A 20,899-nucleotide genomic window follows, 5' to 3' on the forward strand; every position below is an offset into this window, starting at 1 on the left:
CAGCGATGTTCAATCCTGAATTTCAGAGAAAAGCTCTGAGCCTTGTAATGGGCTTTATCATGCAGTTTTCAGAAACTCCGGCAGAACCCGAAGTGCAGGAGCTTTCGGTCAATGACCTGAATGTTTCGACGATCTCTGTTTCCTGCCTGAAAGTGGCTTGGGACGGTGAGCCTGATCGTGATTATTATGTGAGCTGCACAGCTCACGATGATGATTACGCTTATGCAGACAATATGTATTTTGAGTTCAAATCCAATGAACTTTGCTACATAACAGGACTGCGTGAGGGTACGGAGTACACGGTGACAGTCGAGCCTGTTCTTTCTGAGGAAGAAAAGGACGAATATGCCGCAGTTTCCGCAAGCGCTGACGGCAAGACGGAAACGGTTGAGGTCATTTATGAGTTTCCGTATGAGGACGGTTGGACAAACTGTTTCGCCGGCGAAAGAGCTTCGGGCTTGACGGCAATGCCAAGCTCAGGTGCGATATACGGCTCAAAGGTCGATACCATAACTGGCACGGGTATTCGCCGTGATGATTACGGTGATTATTGCTGTGCTATGGGCGTATGGTATGGCTACTGCAATGACAGATTTTTGATCGAGCTTGAGAATGGCACTCAGTTCACTACGAAAATCTGCGACAGCAAAGGTTATGCCGACGATGGCGAGGGCAAGTATCACAACTTCGGCGGCAGCGGAAAATGTATCGTGGAGTTTATCTACGATGATTATAACTTACCGTCCTGCGTAGCTTTCTCAGGCTCTTGGGGTTATTACAACTGGAATGGTCTTGACCTCGGAGCAAACATCAAATCAATCAAGAAAATCAACTACGGCGATCCCGTAGTGTACTAAGTGGAGGTAATCAAAATGAATGTAAAGAAGATCATCAAGGGTATTATCGGACTCGGTGCTGTGGCTGGTATCGCTTATCTTTCCTACAAGGTCGGTGAGAGCAATGGCGAGGTCAACGAGCGTTTCCGTGAGAAGTACGGCGACGACGAGGACGACATCAGCTCTGACGATGATGAGGAGGAAGCGGACAACTACTACGGCACTTGCTTTGAGCCTAAGTATGTCGAGCCTGATGACGGTTGTCTTGCTCCGGCAAGTGTAACCGCAGTTCATTATGACATTGGCAAAGAGCATACTATCAGTGAGGCAGTTCCTGCTGAAAAGTGTGAGGTTCCTGACGAACAGCCTAAGAAAGAGAAGCCTTTGCCGCAGATGGAAAACAAGGAGTGTATCGGGAAAGAGGTCGTACCGCCTCCTGTCAAAAAGTACGCTCCTTTGAGCAGTATTACGATTAAAGGTGTTTCTCGTGGTGACATGGAGAATCTGCTGATTTGGATGATTCGGCGCAAGTCATTTTATAAGTCAGATATTATCTACCATCTTCGCGCAGGTGCAAAGAAAGTCAATATGATATACGATGCTTTCACCAAAGCTGGATATATCAGTAAGGAGGAAAACGAAAAAAAGACATACTGTAATCTCACAAAAGAAGATTTTTACTGGCTGTTGTTAGAAGAATAAAAGCACACTCCCCATGATGGGGAATGTGCTTCGGCAGGTTAGATATCGGATACTCCTATTTTTCACCTAATAGCATCTTTTTCCTAAAAATGCGCCGTTTTTAGGAGAAGTAGAAACTTTAGGAGGAAATTTTAGCATAAAAGCTGTTTCTTCCTGTTCCGTGACGTTCAATGTATTGCTCGTCAATGAGCTTCCTGAGAGCAGCTTCAACCGATTTTTCACTAATACTTGGGCAGATGTTCGCAATCTCTTTCTTGGTGAACTTACCGACTTTCGTATCAACTGCCGCCTTAACAATGTCATAGGCTTTGCTTTTAACAGTAACACTTTTCGGTTTGCCATTTTTGATTTCAATAGCGGTAGATTCACCTATGATCTGCACTCGTTCCTCAAATTCACGATAGCAGGCAAGAACAACGCCCAGCATATACTTGATGAATGGTGTAGGATCGTCAATTTCTTCGTGCCAGCCCTTTGATGCTTCTTCCAGAGCGTCATAGTATGCACCTTTGGTCTTTTCAATATGCTTCTCGATACTGATATACTTTCCGACCTCGTAGCCATTTCGGTACAGAAGCAATAGTGTCAGAAGTCGGCTCATTCTGCCGTTTCCGTCATTGAACGGATGGATACAGAGAAAGTCATGGATAAAAACAGGAATAAGGAGAAGCGAGTCGATCTTATCGGATTCGATAGCGTGTTTATAGTTCTCGCATATCGCTTCAATACAAGGTGCGGTTTCATAGGGCGGAACAGGCGTAAAGCGGATAAACTCAGAACCGTCAGGGCGTGTCTCCTTCAGGTAATTCTGTGTGATCTTATAGGTGCCGCCTAAGCCTGATTCGGAGTACTTTGTCAAGTCACGGTGAAGCTGAAGAATGATGTTGCTTGTGATGGAAATATAATCGTGGCTTTCGTGAATGGTATTCAGAACGTCACGGTATCCTGCAATCTCTTTTTCATCACGGTTCTTCGGAGTAGTTTTCTCCTTGACGATCTGACCGATACGGGTGCTTGTCGTTATGATACCCTCGATACGGTTAGATGATTCCACGGACTGAACCTTTGCAACTTCGGTAAGTTTTTCCAGTTCAACAGGCTTCTGACGGGAAAACAGTTCTTGTCTGCCCTTGTGTTCGTGTATCTGCGTGAGATAGCGGAGTATTTCGTTATCCCACAAACATCTTTCAAATTTTGAATAATCAAATTTTCTCATAGTTTTTCTCCTACTCCTAACTTTTGCTTTCCTATATTATACTACTATTTAGGAGAAATGTCAACGATTTAGGGATAAAAGATAGGAGGAAATCTTTGAAATTCAATTCTATTTTCCAAATCCGAAAAAATCACGAATTCGGGAAATAGAAATCGAAAGGAATGAAAATAATGTCAATTTTGATCATCGGTGAAAAGCCGAGTGTTTCCCGTGCGATCAGTGCGGTGGTCGGAGCTTCATCTACACATAAAGGCTACACCGAGGGTAACGGCTATGTCGTGTCATGGTGTGTCGGACACCTGGTCGGTTTGAAGTTCCCGAACGAATACGGCAACGGCTGGGACCAGAGGTGGAGCTTTTCACAGCTCCCGATGCTCCCCGAAAAGTGGCAGTTCCGTGTGACTGACAGCACAAAGGCTCAGTATGAGCTGCTGAAAAACCTTATGAACAGAGTTGATGTGTCGGAGATCATCTGTGCGACCGATGCCGACCGTGAGGGCGAGTGCATTTTCCGCTATGTCTACAATATGGCTCGGTGCCGCAAACCTGTGAAGCGTTTATGGGTATCAAGCCTTGAAGAGTCGGCTATCCGCAAGGCACTCACAACGATGAAGCCCATGTCTGCTTATGACAACCTGTTCAATGCAGGCTATGCCCGTGCAAAGGCTGACTGGCTTGTGGGTATGAACGGTTCAAGACTGTTTTCCGTTCGTTACGGCGGCAAGCTCAATATCGGGCGCGTTCAAACTCCGACGCTTGCAATGATCGTTCAGCGTGATGCTGAGGTAAACGGCTTTGTAAAGCAGAAGTATTACACGGCAGACCTCAACTGCGGTGGGTTCATTCTTTCTTCTGCAAGAATTGACGATGAAAATGCCGCTGATTCGCTCGTTTCTGCCTGTGACGGCAAGTCGGTCACGATCAGTTCGGTCAAGCGTGAGGTCAAGAGCGATAAAGCTCCGAAGCTGTATGACCTGACCACGCTCCAAAGAGAAGCAAACAAGGCTTTCGGCTATACGGCGCAGCAGACACTCGACTATACGCAGTCGCTCTATGAGGGCAAGCTCGTCACTTATCCTCGTACTGACAGCCAGTATCTCAGCGATGATATGGCGCAGACGGCACTTGATGTGGCAAAGCTCTGTGATACCTATTTCGGGTTTGGTATCTCGCATACTCCCGATATTTCAAAGGTTATCAACAATACTAAGGTATCGGGGCATCATGCAATTATCCCCACAAGCGGTATCGCTACGGCTGACCTTTCTTCTCTGCCGTCGGGTGAAAAGAATATCCTCACGCTGATCGCCACAAAGCTGATCTGTGCAACGGCTCCGGCACACAAGTATGAAGCTGTCAAGCTGACAGGTATCTGCAACGGTACGGAGTTCACGGCAACGGGCCGCTCGGTGCTTGAAATGGGTTGGAAAGCCTATGCAAAGCAGACCGACAAGAAGAATGAGGAAAAGTCGCTGCCTGCGGTATCTGAGGGACAGACCTTCACGGTTGCTGCAAGCAAGGGCGAACACTTCACTTCTCCGCCGAAGCCTTACACTGAGGACACACTTCTTTCCGCTATGGAGAGAGCCGGAAATGAGGACTATGACGAGGACACGGAGAAAAAGGGACTCGGCACTCCTGCTACAAGGGCGGCGACCATTGAAGCACTTGTGAAAAATGGCTATGTGGAGCGTGTCGGCAAACAGCTCAGGGCAACGGATAAGGGCAAGGAGCTTGTGACGGTCGTTCCCGATGAAGTCAAGTCTGCAAAGCTGACGGCTGAATGGGAATCGAAGTTACAGCAGATCGAACACGGCAGTCTGCCCGAAGCGGTTTTTATGTCGGGTATTACACAGTTCATCACTGAAATGTGCAGTAAATACGGCTCTGTCGATAAGTCTGTTTCTCTTTCTGACGGCGGTAGTGAGCCTATCGGCAAATGCCCGAAGTGTGGTGCTGAGGTTGTCAAGGGTAAGTTCGGCTGGTACTGCAAGGGCAAATGCGGTATGAATATCGCTAAGGTGTACGGCGTGGAGCTTTCCGATGCCCAGGTCAAGGGACTGCTTGACGGCAAGTCCACAAGCTACACATCTAAGGGTAAAAAGACGATCGTCCGCCCTGAGATCGTGGAGAATCCGTACAATGGGAAGATGTACTATCAGTGGAAAACAGAAAGGGGTAGCAAGAATGGATAACAAACAGCTTGCGGAAGTCGCAAAGATCCTCGGTGTTTCCGAGGACAGTATTTCCGCTATGGACGATGAGATCAAGAACAGTATGACAGCGGTCTTTGAACAGGTCGCCGTGAAGAACGATGAGGACAAGAAGGCTGTCTTTGAAGCCCTCGACAATCTGTGGCAGAAAGGCTCTATCTACATTGAGCTGAGTGAAGTCGCAAAGTCCACGGGCATCACCATTGAAACGCTCCGCAGTCTTGACTATGAGACTCAGCAGACTATCGTCTATGAGTTCATGATGGACAGCTCTCAGAGCGCACGATTCTATGACATTGTTAACAAGGCACTTGCGGTCGCTGACCTCCCGAATGTGGCAAAGCTCATCGGCACTCCCATTCGTGAGCTGAGGTTGCTCCCTCGCCGTATTCAGGAAAACATCTGCGGTGCGTATGCAATGGAGTACGATGCAGACAGCACCAACACCGACCTTATCGACACGATCAGGGAGATGATCGCTCCGTGACAGATTTCCCGTATATCGGCGGTATCGAAGTATCCGCTATCCAGAACCGTGAGTTTATCCGCATTGAAACGGACAAGGCTCAGGAACAGCAGCAGGAAGAGTCCGGCGCTCAGAAGTCGGGAAAGCTCCTGCCTATTCTGAACGCAAAGGCGGAGCATCATCAGAGCCGTATCGACTCTATTGACGAGAAAATCGCCAATCAGACGGACAGGATCGACCGCAACAAAGCGAAGATCGAAGCACTCTCCGCAAAGGCAGATAAGCTCGAAGATACCAACCGTATGCTCAAAGCGACTATCGGCAATCTGCCGGGTATCCGCACTCTCATCGCTAACAACGAGAAGCGTATTCAGGCTATCCGTGAGGTCAAGATCCCGAAGCGGCAGGAAAAGATAGATCAGGGGTGGAAGAAGATCGACACCCTGACCGCAAAGCGTGACCGTATCGAACACAAGCTGAACCGTGTGATCGCTCTCAATGACACAATCAAGAGCTTCGGTATACACTTCAACAAGGAGCGCCGTGAAGCCTTTGCCGATGCAATGACAAGGCTGAACAGCTCGACTGTTGACTGCCTGAGCGATAAGAAAGCTACACTTGAAGCCAAAAAGCAGGCTATCCTCGATACCTATAACGCTCCTGAAACAAGTGCCGTTGACAAGCTCAAACTCGGTGAACAGCTCAAGGGCGTGAATGAGCGTATCGGCGCACTGGAAAGCAAGATCATGAAGCTCGCCCGTCCCGAAGCGCACTACGAGGAGCAGACCAATGACCAGCTCGATGCTTCTATGGTTATCACAGGCGACAAGCTCGGACAGATGGTGCAGAACGGCACTATGGATATGCCTTCTCTTGCTGAGGGTGCTGTTCAGGCGGCGCAGGAGGTCGAAACGCTTGACAGATCACAGGTCGCTTCGATCGCTGACAAGCTCATTGACCAGCCGCTTGCAAGTGCGGAAATGCAGATGGAAGATGATTACAACATGATCGACGGCATCATCAACAACGGCAGCAAGGAGGACATCGACAAGGCAAGAGCTGAACTTCGTGAGGGTATCAAGAATATGGAGAACCTTGCGGAGAATCCCTTTGTTCCACAGGAGATGAGAGAGAATGCCACGGCAGAGCTTGAAAAGATGCGGAAACAGCTTGAATTGCTTGACAGCGCCGATGAGATCGAGGTCGAGTCATGGCTCATGACTATGGTGGATAACGGCGATGCTGTCCTTACCGATGACGGTGGGTTCAAGGTGAACCCTGATTATTATAAGGAACTGCCCCGTGGTGATCGTCATGTGGAGACTATGACGGAAGTTCAGGCGGTCGAGGTCATGTCCGCACTGACTGCCGCAGGCGTGGCATATTCCGCTGCTACTAAGGGAGAAGATAAGGTCGGCATTACTGTTTCTAAAGCTAATGTTCCTGCCCTGAATGATGTGATGTACGCTTCTATCGGCAAGATCGCCCATACAGAAGCCACAAAAGAGAACGGCGGTAAGGGCGAAAATGGCAAGTATCAGACGATCAATCCCGAATACTACGCTTCACTCGGCAAGGACGATAAGCACACCCGTGTTGAGCCTATTGGAACTGCACGGAAGATCGTGGCAGAGCTGCAAAAGCAAAATATCCCGTATTCAGCGGTAGTCCGTAAGAATGACACGGTAGCGGTCACAGTCTCTAAGGCGAATGCCGAAGCCTACAAGCAGATCGAGAGTGCTGTCAAGGGCGAAAGAGCCGTGGAATATGTCAATCCCGACTTTTTCAAGGCACTCCCGAAGCAGGAGCGTTTTACGCAGCGTATGGATGAGGGGCAGGCTCGGAAGAAGTCGGCAGAGCTGACCGCAAAGGGCGTGGAACATTCTGCGGTGTTCGGCGGTGAGAAGTCCGCTGTCACCGTTGCAAAGAATGACTCGCAGAGAGCTTTCTTTTCCCATGGCAGGATGCAGCGTGACGCACAACGCATCAGCGGTCGAGGACAGCAGAAGTCTCAGCAGAGAGAACAGACACCCAAAAAGAGAAAGAATCAGGGGCTTGAATAATAGATGAGAATTACTGACGAACAGAAAGAAAGGGCGGCATTCGTCAACCTTCCTCAGTTCCTCATGGCTCACGGCTTTGATTTGAAGAAAGTCGGCAGAGAGTATGTGTGGAAGGATCACGATAGCCTGCACATCAAGGATAACGGTTCGGGTGAGCGTGGTGCGTGGTTTCGTTTCAGCGAGGACAAGGGCGGCGATAACATCGGCTTTCTCCGTGAATACATGGATATGAGCTTTGTTGATGCGGTCGAAGCACTCACGGGCGAACACATTGACCGCAACTATACTCCGTCCCGCACATACGAACAGAAGCCGAAAATAGTAACGGCAAGGGAGCTTTCCCTTGCCGAAGCTGATAATGCTCGGAGAGTATTTGCGTACCTGTGCAAGACCAGAGGGCTTGACTATGACCTTGTGGCTTCACTTGTGAGACAGGGCGTGATCGCCCAGGAAGAAAAGACAGGCAATGTTCTTTTCAAATACTGTGACGATCAGGGCAAAGTGATCGGTGCTGAAAAGGTCGGCACATCAACTGACCATAAATTCAAAGGCATTGCAACAGGCTCGGCAGCAGGACACGGCTTTGAAGTAGTCCGCGGCACGGGAGAAAAGGCTTTTTTCTTTGAGTCGGCTATTGATATGCTCTCCTATCTGCAAATGCACAATAAAGAGCTGACCGATTGCAGGCTCGTTTCCATGATGGGCGTGAAGCCGAATATCGTGCTTGACACGATGCTCCGTCACAATATTTCCCCTGAGAATGTATTTTTATGCTCCGACAATGATACCGCAGGCAATGATTTTGCCCAGCGTTTGCAGGAGCAGTATCCCGACATGAAGCGTGTTATCACTCCCGATACATATAAAGACTGGAATGATATGCTTCGTGGTATCCCAAAAGCAGTAGAACATGAGACTGAGAAAAAGGAGGTTGACAGCGTGGCTGACATTGTTACATTCGGCAACAGAATGTGGAATGATGCGACTGATAACAGAGACAAGTCGCTGATCTCTATGCAGCTTGCAGACTTTCAGCGTGTGCGAGGCACACTTGAAAGATCGGGTATCAATTACTATGCCTATGAAATGAACGGTACTGTTCGTATGGCGGTAAATGATAAGGACACCGACTGGCTGAGAAATATCCTCGGCAATGTGAGCATTACAAAATCCAACAGACCTTACTCTCCGCCCGAAAAAAACATCTTCGGAAGTGCGGAGTATCGTTATATCCCGCAGAAGGAGTACCTCTCCGCTGACCGTGACCTTGTGCTGAAAATGGCTGAGATCATGAAAGCCCGTGGTATGCAGTTTTCGGGCAGAGTCTATCCGTCCGGCAAGGGAACGCTGACGGTTTCTCACGCTGATCTTTTCGCAGTCCGCAACATCAGGGACGAGGTTGTGAATATGCGTAAGCAGTTCGCAAGTCCCGATAAGGCACAGGAAGTCGGCAACCGTGATTATCGGGCAAACCGTGATACTCATTATTATATGAGCAAGCTCACACCTGAACAATTCAGAGAGGTCAAGCCTTTCCTTGAAACAAGCGTGAGCTATCATGCTGTTGTCCGTGACGGCAAGGTCGCATTTGCGGTCGATAAGGAGAATGCTCCTGCATTTCACAGGGCTTTGGAGAACGCTGTCCGTGAGACGAATATGCTCCGCAAAATGGCTGACCTCGGTCTGTCTATGGAGCAGAATATCGCACTTTCGCCCGTAGTTCACCGCCTTGCCGTTGAGGATATGCAGCTTGACCTTGCTGATTTCTTTGACAGTAGATACGATGAAGCACAGTTTGGCGAGATGCTCTCGCTTGTGAACGCATATATCGCTCAGGCTCCGGCTGAACGCTACGGCGAAAACAGCAAGCTCACGGATATGCTTGAAGCAAAGTCCAGTTTTGACCGCAGTATCGAGCTTTCGGATTTCTTTTCTCAGCACGATTTTTCCGATGAACAGAGGGCCGCTATTACGGCGATGTTCGTGGGTGATGTGACAAGAGGACAGATCGACAGCATTGACGAGACTTTCACGGCTGAGGATATTCAGGCGTATGACGAGATTCTGCATAATGCTTTGCAGGAATCCGATGTTGCAGACTTTCTGACTGCCCATAAGCAGGCGGTCATCGACAGAGAGAACGAAAACAGAGTTCCCACTGAGGAAGAAGTGCTGTTCCCCAAGGCTGACCTTGCCCTTTTCCTTGCAGAGCATACGCTTTCAAGTGATGAGTGGGAGGATATGGCATCTCCGCTGTTTGAGCGTGGGTATCTTGAAAAGCACCAGCCCAGCGACAAGGCGGCTTTTGGTTATCATCTGAGTGAGCCTGCGTTCTATGACCTCGCCCAGCGTTACCATGACGGTGATGATATTCGCAAGGAGCTTGCTCTCGGTCTTTTAGAGGGCGGTACGTCTTCTGATATTGAGTTCGTCTTTGAGGACGGCAAGATTTCTGACCGCACCTATTATTATGCCGAAAATCTCCGTCACTCGCTGCATTTGGATAGGACTGAGGACGGATATAATTGCAGTTTCGGCGGTATGGAGCGTTTTGTTTCCTTTGAGGAGATCGGACAGGCTTTCATTGACCGTATCCATGAGGAATTTGACGATCTCGCTTTTTGGTGGGTTCGTGACGATTTGCAGGAGGCTATTCCCGATATTTCCGATGAAAAGATAGCTGACCTTCTGACAGCATTTGACGGTGCTGCAATGGCGGATTGGGAAAATGGCGATAATATCCCGAAGCTCAACCGTATCAAAAAGGCTCTCTATGATATTCTCGGTGATGAAGTGCAGACCGAAAAGGCGTTTGCTATCATCGCAAAGGAAAAGTATAATGTGACCTTTGAAGCTGAACAGCCTGAAAAACAGCCTGACAGCCTGACATTCCACTTCGGCAAGGGTGACGGTGATGAATGGGTTAGCGAAAGCGACATCGTTCACGATTTTGCTCTTGCACACCCTGATTGCAGTTTTGCCCTCGGCAATGCTGTCCTTGAATACCTCGATGAGAAACAGCACTCGGAGCGCAATATCCCTGAGCTGAAAGCGGGCTGGTATAAAAAGACGGATTTCTCCATTACCGCTATAATCAACGGCGAGGAGTTCAATTATGACGGACGCTTTGATATTGGGGATGGAAAAGGTACGGGCGGCGGTTCGCTTATTGACCATATCCGCACATATAACGAGGGCATACTCAGCTATACGCAGCACCCGTTCAATCAGCCTGAGTATAAGGAAAGAGCGCAGAGAATGCTTGACATTTTCGTTCCTTTCCTTGAAGCACACTCAGAGCTAACCGCAGAGGAACAGCGTATCTTTGACGATTTCAAGGAACAGCACCCGATCCGCACCTATGATGATGTAGAAAAGGCTCAGGGCAAGTTCCAGATCTATCAGCTTCCCAGCAGTGAAGAATATCACGGTATCCGCTTTGAGGCTATGGAACAGCTTAAAAAGGACGGCGTACAGCTCAATAAAGACGATTACAGCCTTGTCTATGAAGGCGAGGTCGGAGAGTTCAGGGGTAATGCAACCCTTGAAGCTCTCTTTGCTCAGTTCAATACAGCACACCCTGCGGACTTCACTGGTCATTCTCTTTCAGTAAGCGATGTTATCGTCATTTCCGTTGACGGCAAGGATACAGCGTATTTCTGCGACAGTTTCGGCTTTACGGAAATGCCTGAGTTCTTCAAAGAGAAAGAGCTTTCTCAGGAGAAGTCTGCACCTACGGTCGCTGATCTTGATGTCGGTGACGTTATCATGTATGAGGGCAAACGCCGTGAAGTCGAGAAGATCAGCGAAAAGAGCATTTCTCTCAAAGGCCTCGATGCACCCGATTACGGCGGTATTCTGCTCGGAACTTCCGATGTATTCGCTTATGAGGCTGGCAGGCAGATATGGAAGAAAAGGGCTTTGAGATTCTGTCTAAGGGCGGTCAGACAGCAGAAAAGGCAGAGCCGGAGGACAAAGGTCCGGTATCGCTCCGCAAGGTCGGTGACTTCTATGAAATGTACGGCAAAAATGCGGAGATCGGAGCGGAAGTCCTCGGACTGCGTATGCTGTCAAAGCACGGTCAGCCTATGGTCGGTTTCCCTGACCATGTAAAGGACGAGTATTCTAAAAAGCTCAGTGATGCAGGATATTCCGTCCTGATCGAACAGGCATTTGAGCTGAATCCTCCGAAGCGTGAGCCTGAAAAGCTCCAGACGTTACAGCAGGTCGTTGACACATATTTCGGCACGGACTGCGAGTCTGCTGAAACGGAACACGGCACATGGAAACTGGCTATTGCTGACGGCGATAAGGTCGGAGAACTGTTCTACGGCGGAGAACCTGTCTGCGGTATCTATAATCGTGGCGATAAAATGGAGATCGAGCCATACCGTGAGCTGTCCACTTTCCCGAAGCTCCTGCAAACGGCAATGCTTGAGCATAATCCTGATAAGCCTGTGGAGATCATGGACTTCCAGCGTACATTTGAAACTCCTCTCGACAAGGCAAAGTGGCTTATCAACGATTTCTGCGAAGCTGAGTACCGTGAAGAAGCGGATTTCTCCGATCTGCATAGTGTCGGTCTTGCGTTTACCACGCTGACGGACGATGAGCTGCCCATTCAGGTGACGGCTGACCTTATGGACTTCAAGATCACTCACGAATTTGACGGTGAAGTATTCGATACAGAGCAGTTTGACAGTATAGAGGATATGATCGAAAACGGACTGACAGGACTTGACTTTTCTGACCTTGTTTCCGTTCCCAATGAAGTCATTGACAGGCACACTGGCAAGGACGAACAGACGGTTGACCTTATGAGCGATGCCGCCGATATTTCCGATACTTCTTCTCCTGCCGATGATGTTCCTACGGTAACTCTGAAATACAAGGGCGATGCTGAAAGCCTTAACGAGATCAAGGAAAAGGCACTTTCCCTCGGTGCGACTGTTATTATCGACAATGCCGAGGGTGTTATCTCCATTGACACCTATGAAAATCACAAGGCGGAGATTGATGGCGCAGCCTATGAACTTGGTCTTATGGCGGTCGATGATGCTCCTGCGGTATCAGAGGATATTGACAAGCCGTTATTCACCGATGAAGCGATCATTGACGAGATTCAGCGCAGCGTGAATGACGATGTTCCGTTTTGGGAGAAGCCTGACATTGAGGGCGAACAGCTTTCTTTGTTTGGTGATCCCGAACCGCTGACTACTTCAAAGCCTGCACCGCAGAAGCCGAAGTCTGAGTTTTCCGCAGGTCCGGTTGTGGACGGTGTTCAGGTCTATGAAGCTCTCTATGCGGAAATTGAACGTGGGACAGGCTTTGTTGACGGCAAAATCCGTGTGCAGGAGTTCTATGAAAAAATGAGAAGCCAGCCGAATCACCCCACAACGCAGGAACTGGCTGACTTTCTGAAAAAGGAGTATGGAACAGGCGGTCATAGCGGTGACGGCAAGATCACGCTTGTTGACTACAACAGCAAGGGGCTTGTCTTTTCATTTGAGAATGGCGAGAAGTTCCGTCATTCGTGGTTCAATGTTGCAACCGCAGTTGAATCAAAGCTGAGAAGCAATACCTATCTCTCCCCTGAACAGCAGGCAAAGTGGCAGGCTATGAAAGCGGAACGCTCTCCGGAGGAAAACGCAGAGCCGTATAAGGTGGAAATCGGTGACCGATTTCGCAACAAGGCTACTGGCGTGGTTTCGGAGGTTGTTGCACTGACGGGGGCTTTGCCGTATTATACGGACGATTGCACGGTCAAACGCAGAAGCGGTGCTTTTGAGATCGAGGAGAATATCTCTTATGATAAGCTCCTGAGCAGCGGTCTGTATGAATACATTGGCAGGGCTGAACCCGAAAAGGAAAAATCAGAACCCGTGAAGCCTGAGCCTGTTGCTGAGGTAACACCGGATAATACTGCGGTCGCTCCTGAAACAGAAAAGACTGATATTCCGACAATCAAGAACCTATCTCAGCTCAAAAAGGCTTTGAAGCCGGGAATGATGTTTGAGATCACCGATCATCTCCGTCCTGAATGTATCGGAGAACGCAGAATCGTCACGGGCGTAAGCACCGTTGATTTTACTTCCAGAAAGCTCGATGAAAACGGCGCACCTACGGGCAAAGACCTTCACATGGAGTTTGACCGTGCAAAGAACTGGACATTTGACGGCGGTGAGCTGACTTCCAGACTCGACAACGGCGATATGCTGATGAGCTTTCATTTCATTGACAGCTTGGAGCGTACAAAAGAGCCGGAGCGTGAGACTGTAACACCTGAGATCAGCGATACAGATGAAGCAATTACTGACGAAATCTCTGTTCCTGCACCTACTCCCGATAAAGGCGATAACTTCACTATTACCGATGATAACCTCGGTGACGGCGGTGCTAAGACTAAGTTCAGAGGCAATGTCGAAGCTATCAAGACTTTGAAAACACTTGAAGCGGAAAAGCGTCCTGCAACGTCTGAGGAAAAGGAAACCTTGTCGAAATATGTCGGCTGGGGTGCTTTGGCTAAGGCTTTCGATAAGACTGACGATAAGTGGGCCGCAGAGTATAAGGAGCTTTCTGAGCTGCTGACTCCGCAGGAATACGCTCAGGCACGTTCAACGGTCAATGATGCGTTTTACACCAGCCCCACGGTTATTGACGGTATCTATGAAGCACTCGGCAACTTCGGCTTTGAGGGCGGCAACGTATTAGAGCCTGCAATGGGTATCGGAAACTTTTTCGGACGTATGCCCGAAGCAATGCAGGCTAACTCTCATCTCTACGGCGTGGAGATCGACAGCTTATCGGGCAGAATTGCTCAGGCTCTCTATCCCGATGCGGATATTGCAATTCAGGGTTTTGAGAAGAATCGTTTTCAGAACGGCAGCTTTGATGTAGCGGTCGGTAATGTCCCGTTCGGTGAGCTTGGTTTCCGTGAGGAGAACCCCATAAAAGTACACCCAAATATTATTTACTCCACATTCTGCGGAAGCAGAATGTTTCTTTTCTCCGTAAGCCCTTTGTCAAGGAACTTGTAAAAGATGTGAATCTGCCTGTCCTCGTCCTTGCTTTCGGGACGATCACCAATCACGATGTACTCGATAAGCTCCAAACAAGTCTCACGGGTAAGCTCCTGAATATCGACATACTTCTTGATATTTTCAATGTATCTGTCAATATCCTTTTCAGCCTGTTCAGCGGTTTCGCACTTTTCTTTCAGTACAGCGACTTTCTCTCTCAGCATCTTCTGCTCATCAAGATACTGATTCAGCATTTTCACGCAGAGTTCTTCGGGTACAGTACCGAGGAGCTTTTCTTCATAGGTCTTACTGATAAGCGTTTCGAGCTGTGCAAGCCTTTTCTCACCCTCATGGAGTTCCTTGCTGTTATGCTGGCTCTCCGCATCGGCAGTAGCCTGTCTGCGTTTTCTAACGGCTTCACGGAGTGCGTCCTCGTCCTCAACGGCAAGTCGTGCCTTTGCTCTAATATCGTCAACAACAATCTGTGAAATTACTCTTTCCAAAATGGAATGAGGAGTGCAGCCGTCCATTCCGCTTCTAACATAAGTACACAGCGATAGCTGACAGTCTCATATGTTCCACGCTTCTTAGAGGTGTGCATGGTTCTGTTCATTTTCATCTTGTAACCGCAGTCTGGGCAGTACATAAATCCTGACAGCGGAAGAATCACGCCTTCTTTTGTTGTCTTGCCGATACTCACCGATGCGTCAACCTCTCTAACCTTGTCCCACAGCTCTCTTGAAATGATAGGTTCATGATTATTTTCAATCACTATCCATTCCGACCTGTCCTTGCGTATCTGCTTGTGATTTTTGTAGGATACCGTTGTCACTCTCTGCTGTGCGAGATTTCCGATATAAATCTCATTGTTAAGAATGCCACGCACCATACAATCATTCCACAGATGTGAAGTCACAAGGGGATTATCTTTGCCTTTAAGCTGATAACGATGATCCGAGGGAGTTGCGATGCCGTCCTTGTTAAGCTGTATAGCGATCTGCTTCGGACTTAACCCTCTTGCCCTCTGCTCAAATATACGTCTTACGATAACGGCGGCATCTTCATCAATCAAGGGCGTATGCTTTTCATCATCTGCCTTGATGTAACCATAAGAAGCTGAAGCCGCCAGATACTTGCCCTGCCGAGAATTTGCTGCCATGACACTGCGTACCTTCTTTGACGTGTTGGCGGCGTGCCATTCGTTGAATAAATTCATCACAGGCATAAGATCCATTGCCGAACTGTTTCTGTCAAGCGTGTCTACATTGTCGCTCAGGGCGATGAAGCGGATATTGAATGAAGGAAAAATGTAATCTATATACTGACCGACCTCGATATAATTTCTTCCGAAACGTGAAAGGTCTTTACAGAGGATAAGATTTATCTTTCCCGACTTTGCATCATCAAGAATCTGCTTGATACCTGGTCTATCGAAACTTGTTCCCGAATAGCCATCGTCCTCGCATATCTCGATAAGATTCCACCCCTCCTGCTTGCTGACATATTCCGTCAGCATCTTCTTCTGATTTTCAATCGAAAGGGATTCGCCCGCACGTTCGTCCTCCTGCGACAAACGCACATAGATCCCGACATTGTAAGTAGTTTGCTTTGCCATAATAACTCCTTTCCAATCAAAGCAAACCATATTCGATGATACAACTATTATAGCGCAGAAAACCGAATATGGCAAGTCTTTTTTCAAAACTTTTTAGTTCTTTTCGGTTTTCTGAAACGCTCTTTTGAAAGCAAGTTCATAAAGCACCTTATCAAGGTCTTTTTCACCCACGAAATGACTTGTCACAGCATAACGCTGACCGTCCACTTCGTACACGGCTTTGCTGGTCGGCTTATCTTTATATCTCTCATTCAGCTCAGCCAAAGTAAATCCTGTATCTTTTCTTGGCAAGTGTCTCCTTTCCGCCTGCGATTATCTATCTCTACACGCAATGGCTTTTTGTTGCAGGGGCGTTACGCCTGCACAGGTGCTGTACGGAACGGCAGAGCCGTCCCTTACACAGCAATCGTTTTGTTGTCGGAATATATGTTACTCCGAATAGGATGATCTGTTTCTGAAAAGCTCATCTGCTTAGCGTACTTTTCGGAATAGCTTTCGTCCGAGCTGTTGTCAGCATCGGCAGAACTATCGTCAGCCAGCTCACCAATCTGCTCATAGGTCATACCGCTTGCTGTCAGCTTGCCGATCAGCGTATGCTCCGCAGTCACAGCATCGAGAAGTGCCTGTCCCTCCGCACCGCCGTAAAGCTGTGAGAGCTTATCGTAGGTGTAGAGCTTGCTATCAATGATGACCTTGCGCCTGCGCTCCTGCACAGCTTTGATAGACTTTTCGTAGCTGTCGAGCTTTGCCTGATTCTCCGCAAGAACAGCATCCGTAATGATAACAGCGGACTTCTCATCAACCTCGGTCTTAGCTTTCTTACTCATTCTCATCACCTCCCAATGTATTGGATTTAGGGATAATACCCTATGCTAATATTATAGCATTCTCGGACAGCAAAAGTCTATTCGCATTGCGCAAGAAGTTGAGTGCGCCATAAAACTTCTTCATTCGTGAAATTGTTATGGGGAATTTTGCAGAAAGCAGACCGAGCATTGCAAATCCGAGCCATATCACATTGACTGCATACTGCATAGGTCACCATTTCTGATTTATTCAATACGGAGAATTATTATCACGGAGCAACTATTTTTATAAAAATCATGCCCGTTTCCTGATTGAACGTGCTTGTATATATAGAGGGGGTTTTATCCGAGTGCCGCCGTGACCTATTCACATTCTGTATAGAAATATGCTGTTGAATTTAGGCACAAGGGAGAACCGTCATGAACAAAGTGTAAACTTTTCTGAAAAACAACGCCATTTTCTCAAAAACACCGGTAGAAAAGTGAAGGGCTTTGACGTTGTGACGATCACACGCACCCCTGCATATCATTTTCATCATAAAATTTTTCTGCGGTATACTTAACGAAGCGGTCAATAATTTGGTATTAACTTATGGGAGCATATTTCATAGGACTGCCGCCCAGACTGCGCAATAACTGCGCTGAGCCAGTTTACAATTTCAAGAGTGATGATATTGAGTGCATCACGCAGGAGCGTGAGCGAGTATGACCGCCGACCTAAGCGGCGGAGAGTTTAAGTCGCATAGCTCCAAATTCGCTGACGGAGCATCGAAAGCCTGAGTGATATGAAAATCCCACAGGCTGGAAAATAGCGCTACAGCGCAACAAAAATAACAAGCATTGTATTTTGCGCCGCACAGCGAGCGAAAATACCAAATGCTTGTTAGGGACACCCCAAGCCCCGAAACGACCGCACAGCGGTCAAGAAAATCGGCTAACGCCGAAATACAAACAAAGGAGACACCACTATGAAAACCGAGAAAAAGAAGCGTGGAAGACCGCCCAAACACAAGGCTATGGAGTTTGAGGGTATGACCTACGAGGGAGCAATCAATCACGCACTTGACAAAGAGGTCAGAGCCGACCTTGACAAGTGCCTTGCCGACAAGGACGAGAGCCAGCTTACCGACGATGAACGCAAGTACCTGAAACGCAAGAAGGAGAAGAAGTCCTACACCCTCAATGTTCGTTTCACCGAATCGGAAATGCAGGACATTCTTTCCAAGTGTGAGCAGTACGGTTACAAGAACAAGACCGAGTATATCCGTGATTGTGTTCGGGCGAGGGTTGATCTCACGCCCGACCGTTCCGAAATTGCCGAGTGTAACCGTCTGATGAAACGCATCGGAGCAAACATCAACCAGATACTTGTCCGACTTTACAGCACAGGTCACATCTATGCCGAGGATATTACCGAGATAAAGAAAGGGGTAAACGAAATTTGGCATACACTTCTATCCATACGATCAGGGCAACAGTCAGCGCAGCGATCGCTTACATCACAAGAGATGATAAGACCATCGACGGTTTATATGTCAACTCTTATGCTTGCCGAGCCGATAGCGCAGGAGCAAGCGAGGACTTCCGAGCCGTCCGAAACACAGGAACAGGACGCACCCAAATCCTTGCCTACCACATGATACAGAGCTTTGCCCCCGGTGAAGTCACGCCCGAACAAGCTATGCAGATCGGAGAGGAGCTGTGCGACCGTTATCTGAAAGGCGATTATCAGTATGTCATTGCTGTTCATCATGACAAGTCGCACCTGCATTGCCACATCATTTTCAACAACACAAATCTGTATAACGGTCTGAGCTTTACCACCGAGCATAATCAAGGCAGAAAGTCTGAAAGAGCGTGGGCAGAGTTGCGTGAGATTTCGGACGAGATATGTGCTGAACACGGTATATCTGTTATCTCCGAGCCTGAAAAGGGACATGGGGTATCTCACTTTGAGAGGAATATGCAGAAAGAGGGCAAGTCGTGGAAAGATAAGCTCCGTGTCAGGATTGCGGAGGTCATGCTTTACAGCCGTGACTTCAAGGATTTTCTTGAAAAATGTTCGGAGTGCAGTATCGAATATGTTTACAAGCCAAGCAATAAGGTCAAGCTGAAATTCCGTTTATCAGGTGACGGTCAACAGAAGTTTACAAGAGCCGACACCCTGGGCGCAGACTTCACCCCCGAACGCATAGCCGAGCAGATAGCGGAGATACAGGAAAAGCTGTCAGCGGCGAATGTCACTCCCGATATGCTTATCGAAGCGCCGAAGCCTGTTGTTCCAAAGACCGAGCCGAAGCCGACACAGACAGTCACCGCACCGACAAAGCCGAAACAATCTGCCGAGCCTGAAACTATCACCGAAACAAGTGAAACCGCAAAGAGAAAAGCTGCTGCGGAACAGGTGGAGAAGTTCTTTGCAGCCCGACGAGCAAGACGGCAGGCACAGCTTGATATGCTTAACGCAACTGCTATCAATCCGAAGCCTGAACCGTCTGCCCGGACACCACAGCCCACACCTACGGAGAGTAAAGCACCTGAAAAGAAAGAAGATCCGTGGAAAGCTATCAGAGGTATGGGCAGAGCAAACGAAATCATCGCAGACCTTGAAGCTGGTGGCGTTATGTCATTCAGCGAGCTGTCTGGATTCTTCTTCAATACACCTCACTCCGATGACCACACAACTGAGCGTGCCGATCTGAAAAAGAAGTTTACAGCTATCGACACGCTCATTGCAAAGATGAAGCACCGTGACGAGCTGGAGCCTGTTTACAAGGAGTATCAGGGCAAATCGGGCTGGTCGCAGAGCCGTTTCAAGAAGAAAAATGCCGCCACTATCGAGGACTACGAGCAGACGGTCAAGTACATCAAGGAGCATATCAAGAAGTATGCTGTTGACGGCAAACCGCCGACGATGCTTGACCTTTTGGAGAAGTCCAACAAGCTGAAATCGAAGTGGAACAGGCTTAATGTCGAGCATACCGCATTCCTCACCAAGCGTGAAACGGCGAAGAAGTACACCCGACAGGTGCGCCAGTACATCAACGAACAGCAGATGAAGCGTGAGCGTGAGAAAAGCCGTCAGAGGACACAGGCTAAACATAGAAATAAAAATACACTTGAATAAAGAAAGGAAACAACAACTATGAGCAAAATAGGTTATATCCGTGTTTCTACGGAGCATCAGGAAACAGCGAGACAGCAGGAGATCATGTGCAGTTATCAGGTTGACCGCATCTTCTCCGAGAAGCTGTCAGGAGCGAACACCGACCGCCCTCAGCTCAGGGCAATGCTTGACTATGTGCGTGAGGGTGACACCCTCTACATCGAGAGTATCAGCCGTCTGGGACGCTCCACAAAGGACTTGCTGAACATCATCGACACCCTCACAGACAAGGGAGTAACGCTCATCAGCCACAAGGAGAAAATTGACACCGACACTCCTGCGGGCAAATTTATGCTCACCGTGTTCGCTGCACTCTCACAGTTGGAGCGTGAGCAGCTCAAACAGCGACAGCGTGAGGGCATCGAGATCGCTAAGGCTCAGGGCAAGTACACCGGGCGAAAGCCTATCCCCACCGACTGGACGAGGTTCGGTCAGCTCTATGGGGAATGGAGAGCCAAGCACATCACGGGCAGGGACTTTATGCGGAGAATGAATATGTCAGCAAATACTTTCTACCGCCGTGTGCGTGAGTATGAACTCCGTCACGGCATCACCGAGCCGACCTCAGCTTGACCGTCAGGCGAACGGAAATGCCACACATCACTATCCGAGCCTGCGGAGCGGAATTCTAACCGCTGAAAAGAAAAAGCCCTCAGAAACGCTTACAAGAGCATTTCCGAGGGCTTGCGGTTATTCAGTTCCAATAGAGTTTGTGCCTGTTGTGGTGTGCCCCACAATGCCTATTCAGACTTGTGTGGAACGAAAAATATAGTATTTGGCAATAAAACAAGATAACA

At 48.4% G+C, this 20,899-nt stretch carries 15 protein-coding genes and 1 pseudogene; 11 read left to right on the forward strand and 5 right to left on the reverse strand.

Translation table 11 applies throughout. The features are described 5' to 3' along the window. Positions 1-5 precede the first annotated feature (5 nt). Both DW793_RS15320 and DW793_RS15325 read left to right on the forward strand, forming a co-directional pair. On the forward strand, positions 6-857 hold the full coding sequence (locus DW793_RS15320) for a fibronectin type III domain-containing protein (protein ID WP_252969729.1): 852 nt from the start codon (positions 6-8) through the stop codon (positions 855-857). Between the two features lie 15 nt (positions 858-872). Next, positions 873-1,538 (forward strand): hypothetical protein, encoded by a 666-nt coding sequence (locus tag DW793_RS15325; RefSeq protein WP_252969730.1) that lies wholly within the window; start codon positions 873-875, stop codon positions 1,536-1,538. Positions 1,539-1,656: 118 nt separating this feature from the next. Here DW793_RS15325 and DW793_RS07445 read toward each other — a convergent pair whose 3' ends face one another. Beyond that, positions 1,657-2,754, reverse strand: coding sequence for a Fic family protein (locus tag DW793_RS07445; protein WP_118157519.1), 1,098 nt, complete (start codon positions 2,752-2,754; stop codon positions 1,657-1,659). Between the two features lie 170 nt (positions 2,755-2,924). On the opposite strand from DW793_RS07445, the gene DW793_RS07450 reads away from it, so the two are divergent. The 5 genes from DW793_RS07450 to DW793_RS15330 are packed head-to-tail and all read left to right on the forward strand — an operon-like array spanning position 2,925 to position 14,533. After that, positions 2,925-4,949, forward strand: a complete 2,025-nt coding sequence (locus DW793_RS07450; RefSeq protein ID WP_118157520.1) for a DNA topoisomerase 3 — start codon at positions 2,925-2,927, stop codon at positions 4,947-4,949. After that, positions 4,942-5,454 carry a hypothetical protein gene (locus DW793_RS07455; RefSeq protein WP_118157521.1) on the forward strand — a complete coding sequence of 171 codons (513 nt, stop codon included), beginning with the start codon at positions 4,942-4,944 and terminating at the stop codon, positions 5,452-5,454. Before DW793_RS07450 ends, DW793_RS07455 begins: the two co-directional genes overlap by 8 nt. Then, positions 5,451-7,496, forward strand: coding sequence for a DUF4316 domain-containing protein (locus DW793_RS07460; protein ID WP_252969732.1), 2,046 nt, complete (start codon positions 5,451-5,453; stop codon positions 7,494-7,496). Before DW793_RS07455 ends, DW793_RS07460 begins: the two co-directional genes overlap by 4 nt. Before the next feature lie 3 nt (positions 7,497-7,499). After that, complete coding sequence (locus DW793_RS07465) at positions 7,500-11,609, forward strand: YodL domain-containing protein (RefSeq protein ID WP_118157522.1); 4,110 nt, start codon at positions 7,500-7,502, stop codon at positions 11,607-11,609. Then, positions 11,513-14,533 (forward strand): hypothetical protein, encoded by a 3,021-nt coding sequence (locus DW793_RS15330; RefSeq protein WP_390624665.1) that lies wholly within the window; start codon positions 11,513-11,515, stop codon positions 14,531-14,533. Before DW793_RS07465 ends, DW793_RS15330 begins: the two co-directional genes overlap by 97 nt. Here DW793_RS15330 and DW793_RS15335 read toward each other — a convergent pair. From DW793_RS15335 to DW793_RS07490, 4 genes are all read right to left on the reverse strand, one after another. Further along, a complete protein-coding gene (locus tag DW793_RS15335) occupies positions 14,467-15,045 on the reverse strand; it encodes a DUF4368 domain-containing protein (protein ID WP_252967633.1) in 579 nt (192 codons plus the stop codon). The two genes, DW793_RS15330 and DW793_RS15335, sit on opposite strands and share 67 nt — an antisense overlap. Beyond that, the gene (locus DW793_RS07480) at positions 15,006-16,130 is read right to left on the reverse strand and encodes a recombinase family protein (RefSeq protein WP_252967634.1); all 1,125 of its coding nucleotides are present in this window, start codon (positions 16,128-16,130) and stop codon (positions 15,006-15,008) included. The genes DW793_RS15335 and DW793_RS07480 overlap by 40 nt, the downstream gene beginning before the upstream one ends. A gap of 93 nt (positions 16,131-16,223) precedes the next feature. Next, the gene (locus DW793_RS07485) at positions 16,224-16,421 is read right to left on the reverse strand and encodes a hypothetical protein (RefSeq protein WP_038670326.1); all 198 of its coding nucleotides are present in this window, start codon (positions 16,419-16,421) and stop codon (positions 16,224-16,226) included. 104 nt (positions 16,422-16,525) lie between these two features. Next, entirely contained in the window at positions 16,526-16,957 is a 432-nt protein-coding gene (locus DW793_RS07490; RefSeq protein ID WP_118157525.1) for a hypothetical protein, read from the reverse strand. 947 nt (positions 16,958-17,904) lie between these two features. On the opposite strand from DW793_RS07490, the gene mobC reads away from it, so the two are divergent. From mobC to DW793_RS14455, 4 genes and pseudogenes are all read left to right on the forward strand, one after another. Beyond that, a complete protein-coding gene (mobC, locus tag DW793_RS15915; protein WP_015558958.1) occupies positions 17,905-18,576 on the forward strand; it encodes a plasmid mobilization protein in 672 nt (223 codons plus the stop codon). Further along, a pseudogene (locus DW793_RS07500) lies at positions 18,474-20,063 on the forward strand (relaxase/mobilization nuclease domain-containing protein); the annotation flags it as partial. The gene mobC and the pseudogene DW793_RS07500, both read left to right, overlap by 103 nt. A gap of 18 nt (positions 20,064-20,081) precedes the next feature. Next, a complete protein-coding gene (locus DW793_RS07505) occupies positions 20,082-20,675 on the forward strand; it encodes a recombinase family protein (protein WP_015558960.1) in 594 nt (197 codons plus the stop codon). After that, entirely contained in the window at positions 20,635-20,874 is a 240-nt protein-coding gene (locus DW793_RS14455) for a hypothetical protein (protein ID WP_147337900.1), read from the forward strand. The genes DW793_RS07505 and DW793_RS14455 overlap by 41 nt, the downstream gene beginning before the upstream one ends. Positions 20,875-20,899: the final 25 nt, after the last annotated feature.

It is taken from the genome of Ruminococcus sp. AM31-15AC (assembly GCF_003462045.1).
GTDB lineage: Bacteria > Bacillota > Clostridia > Oscillospirales > Ruminococcaceae > Hominimerdicola > Hominimerdicola aceti.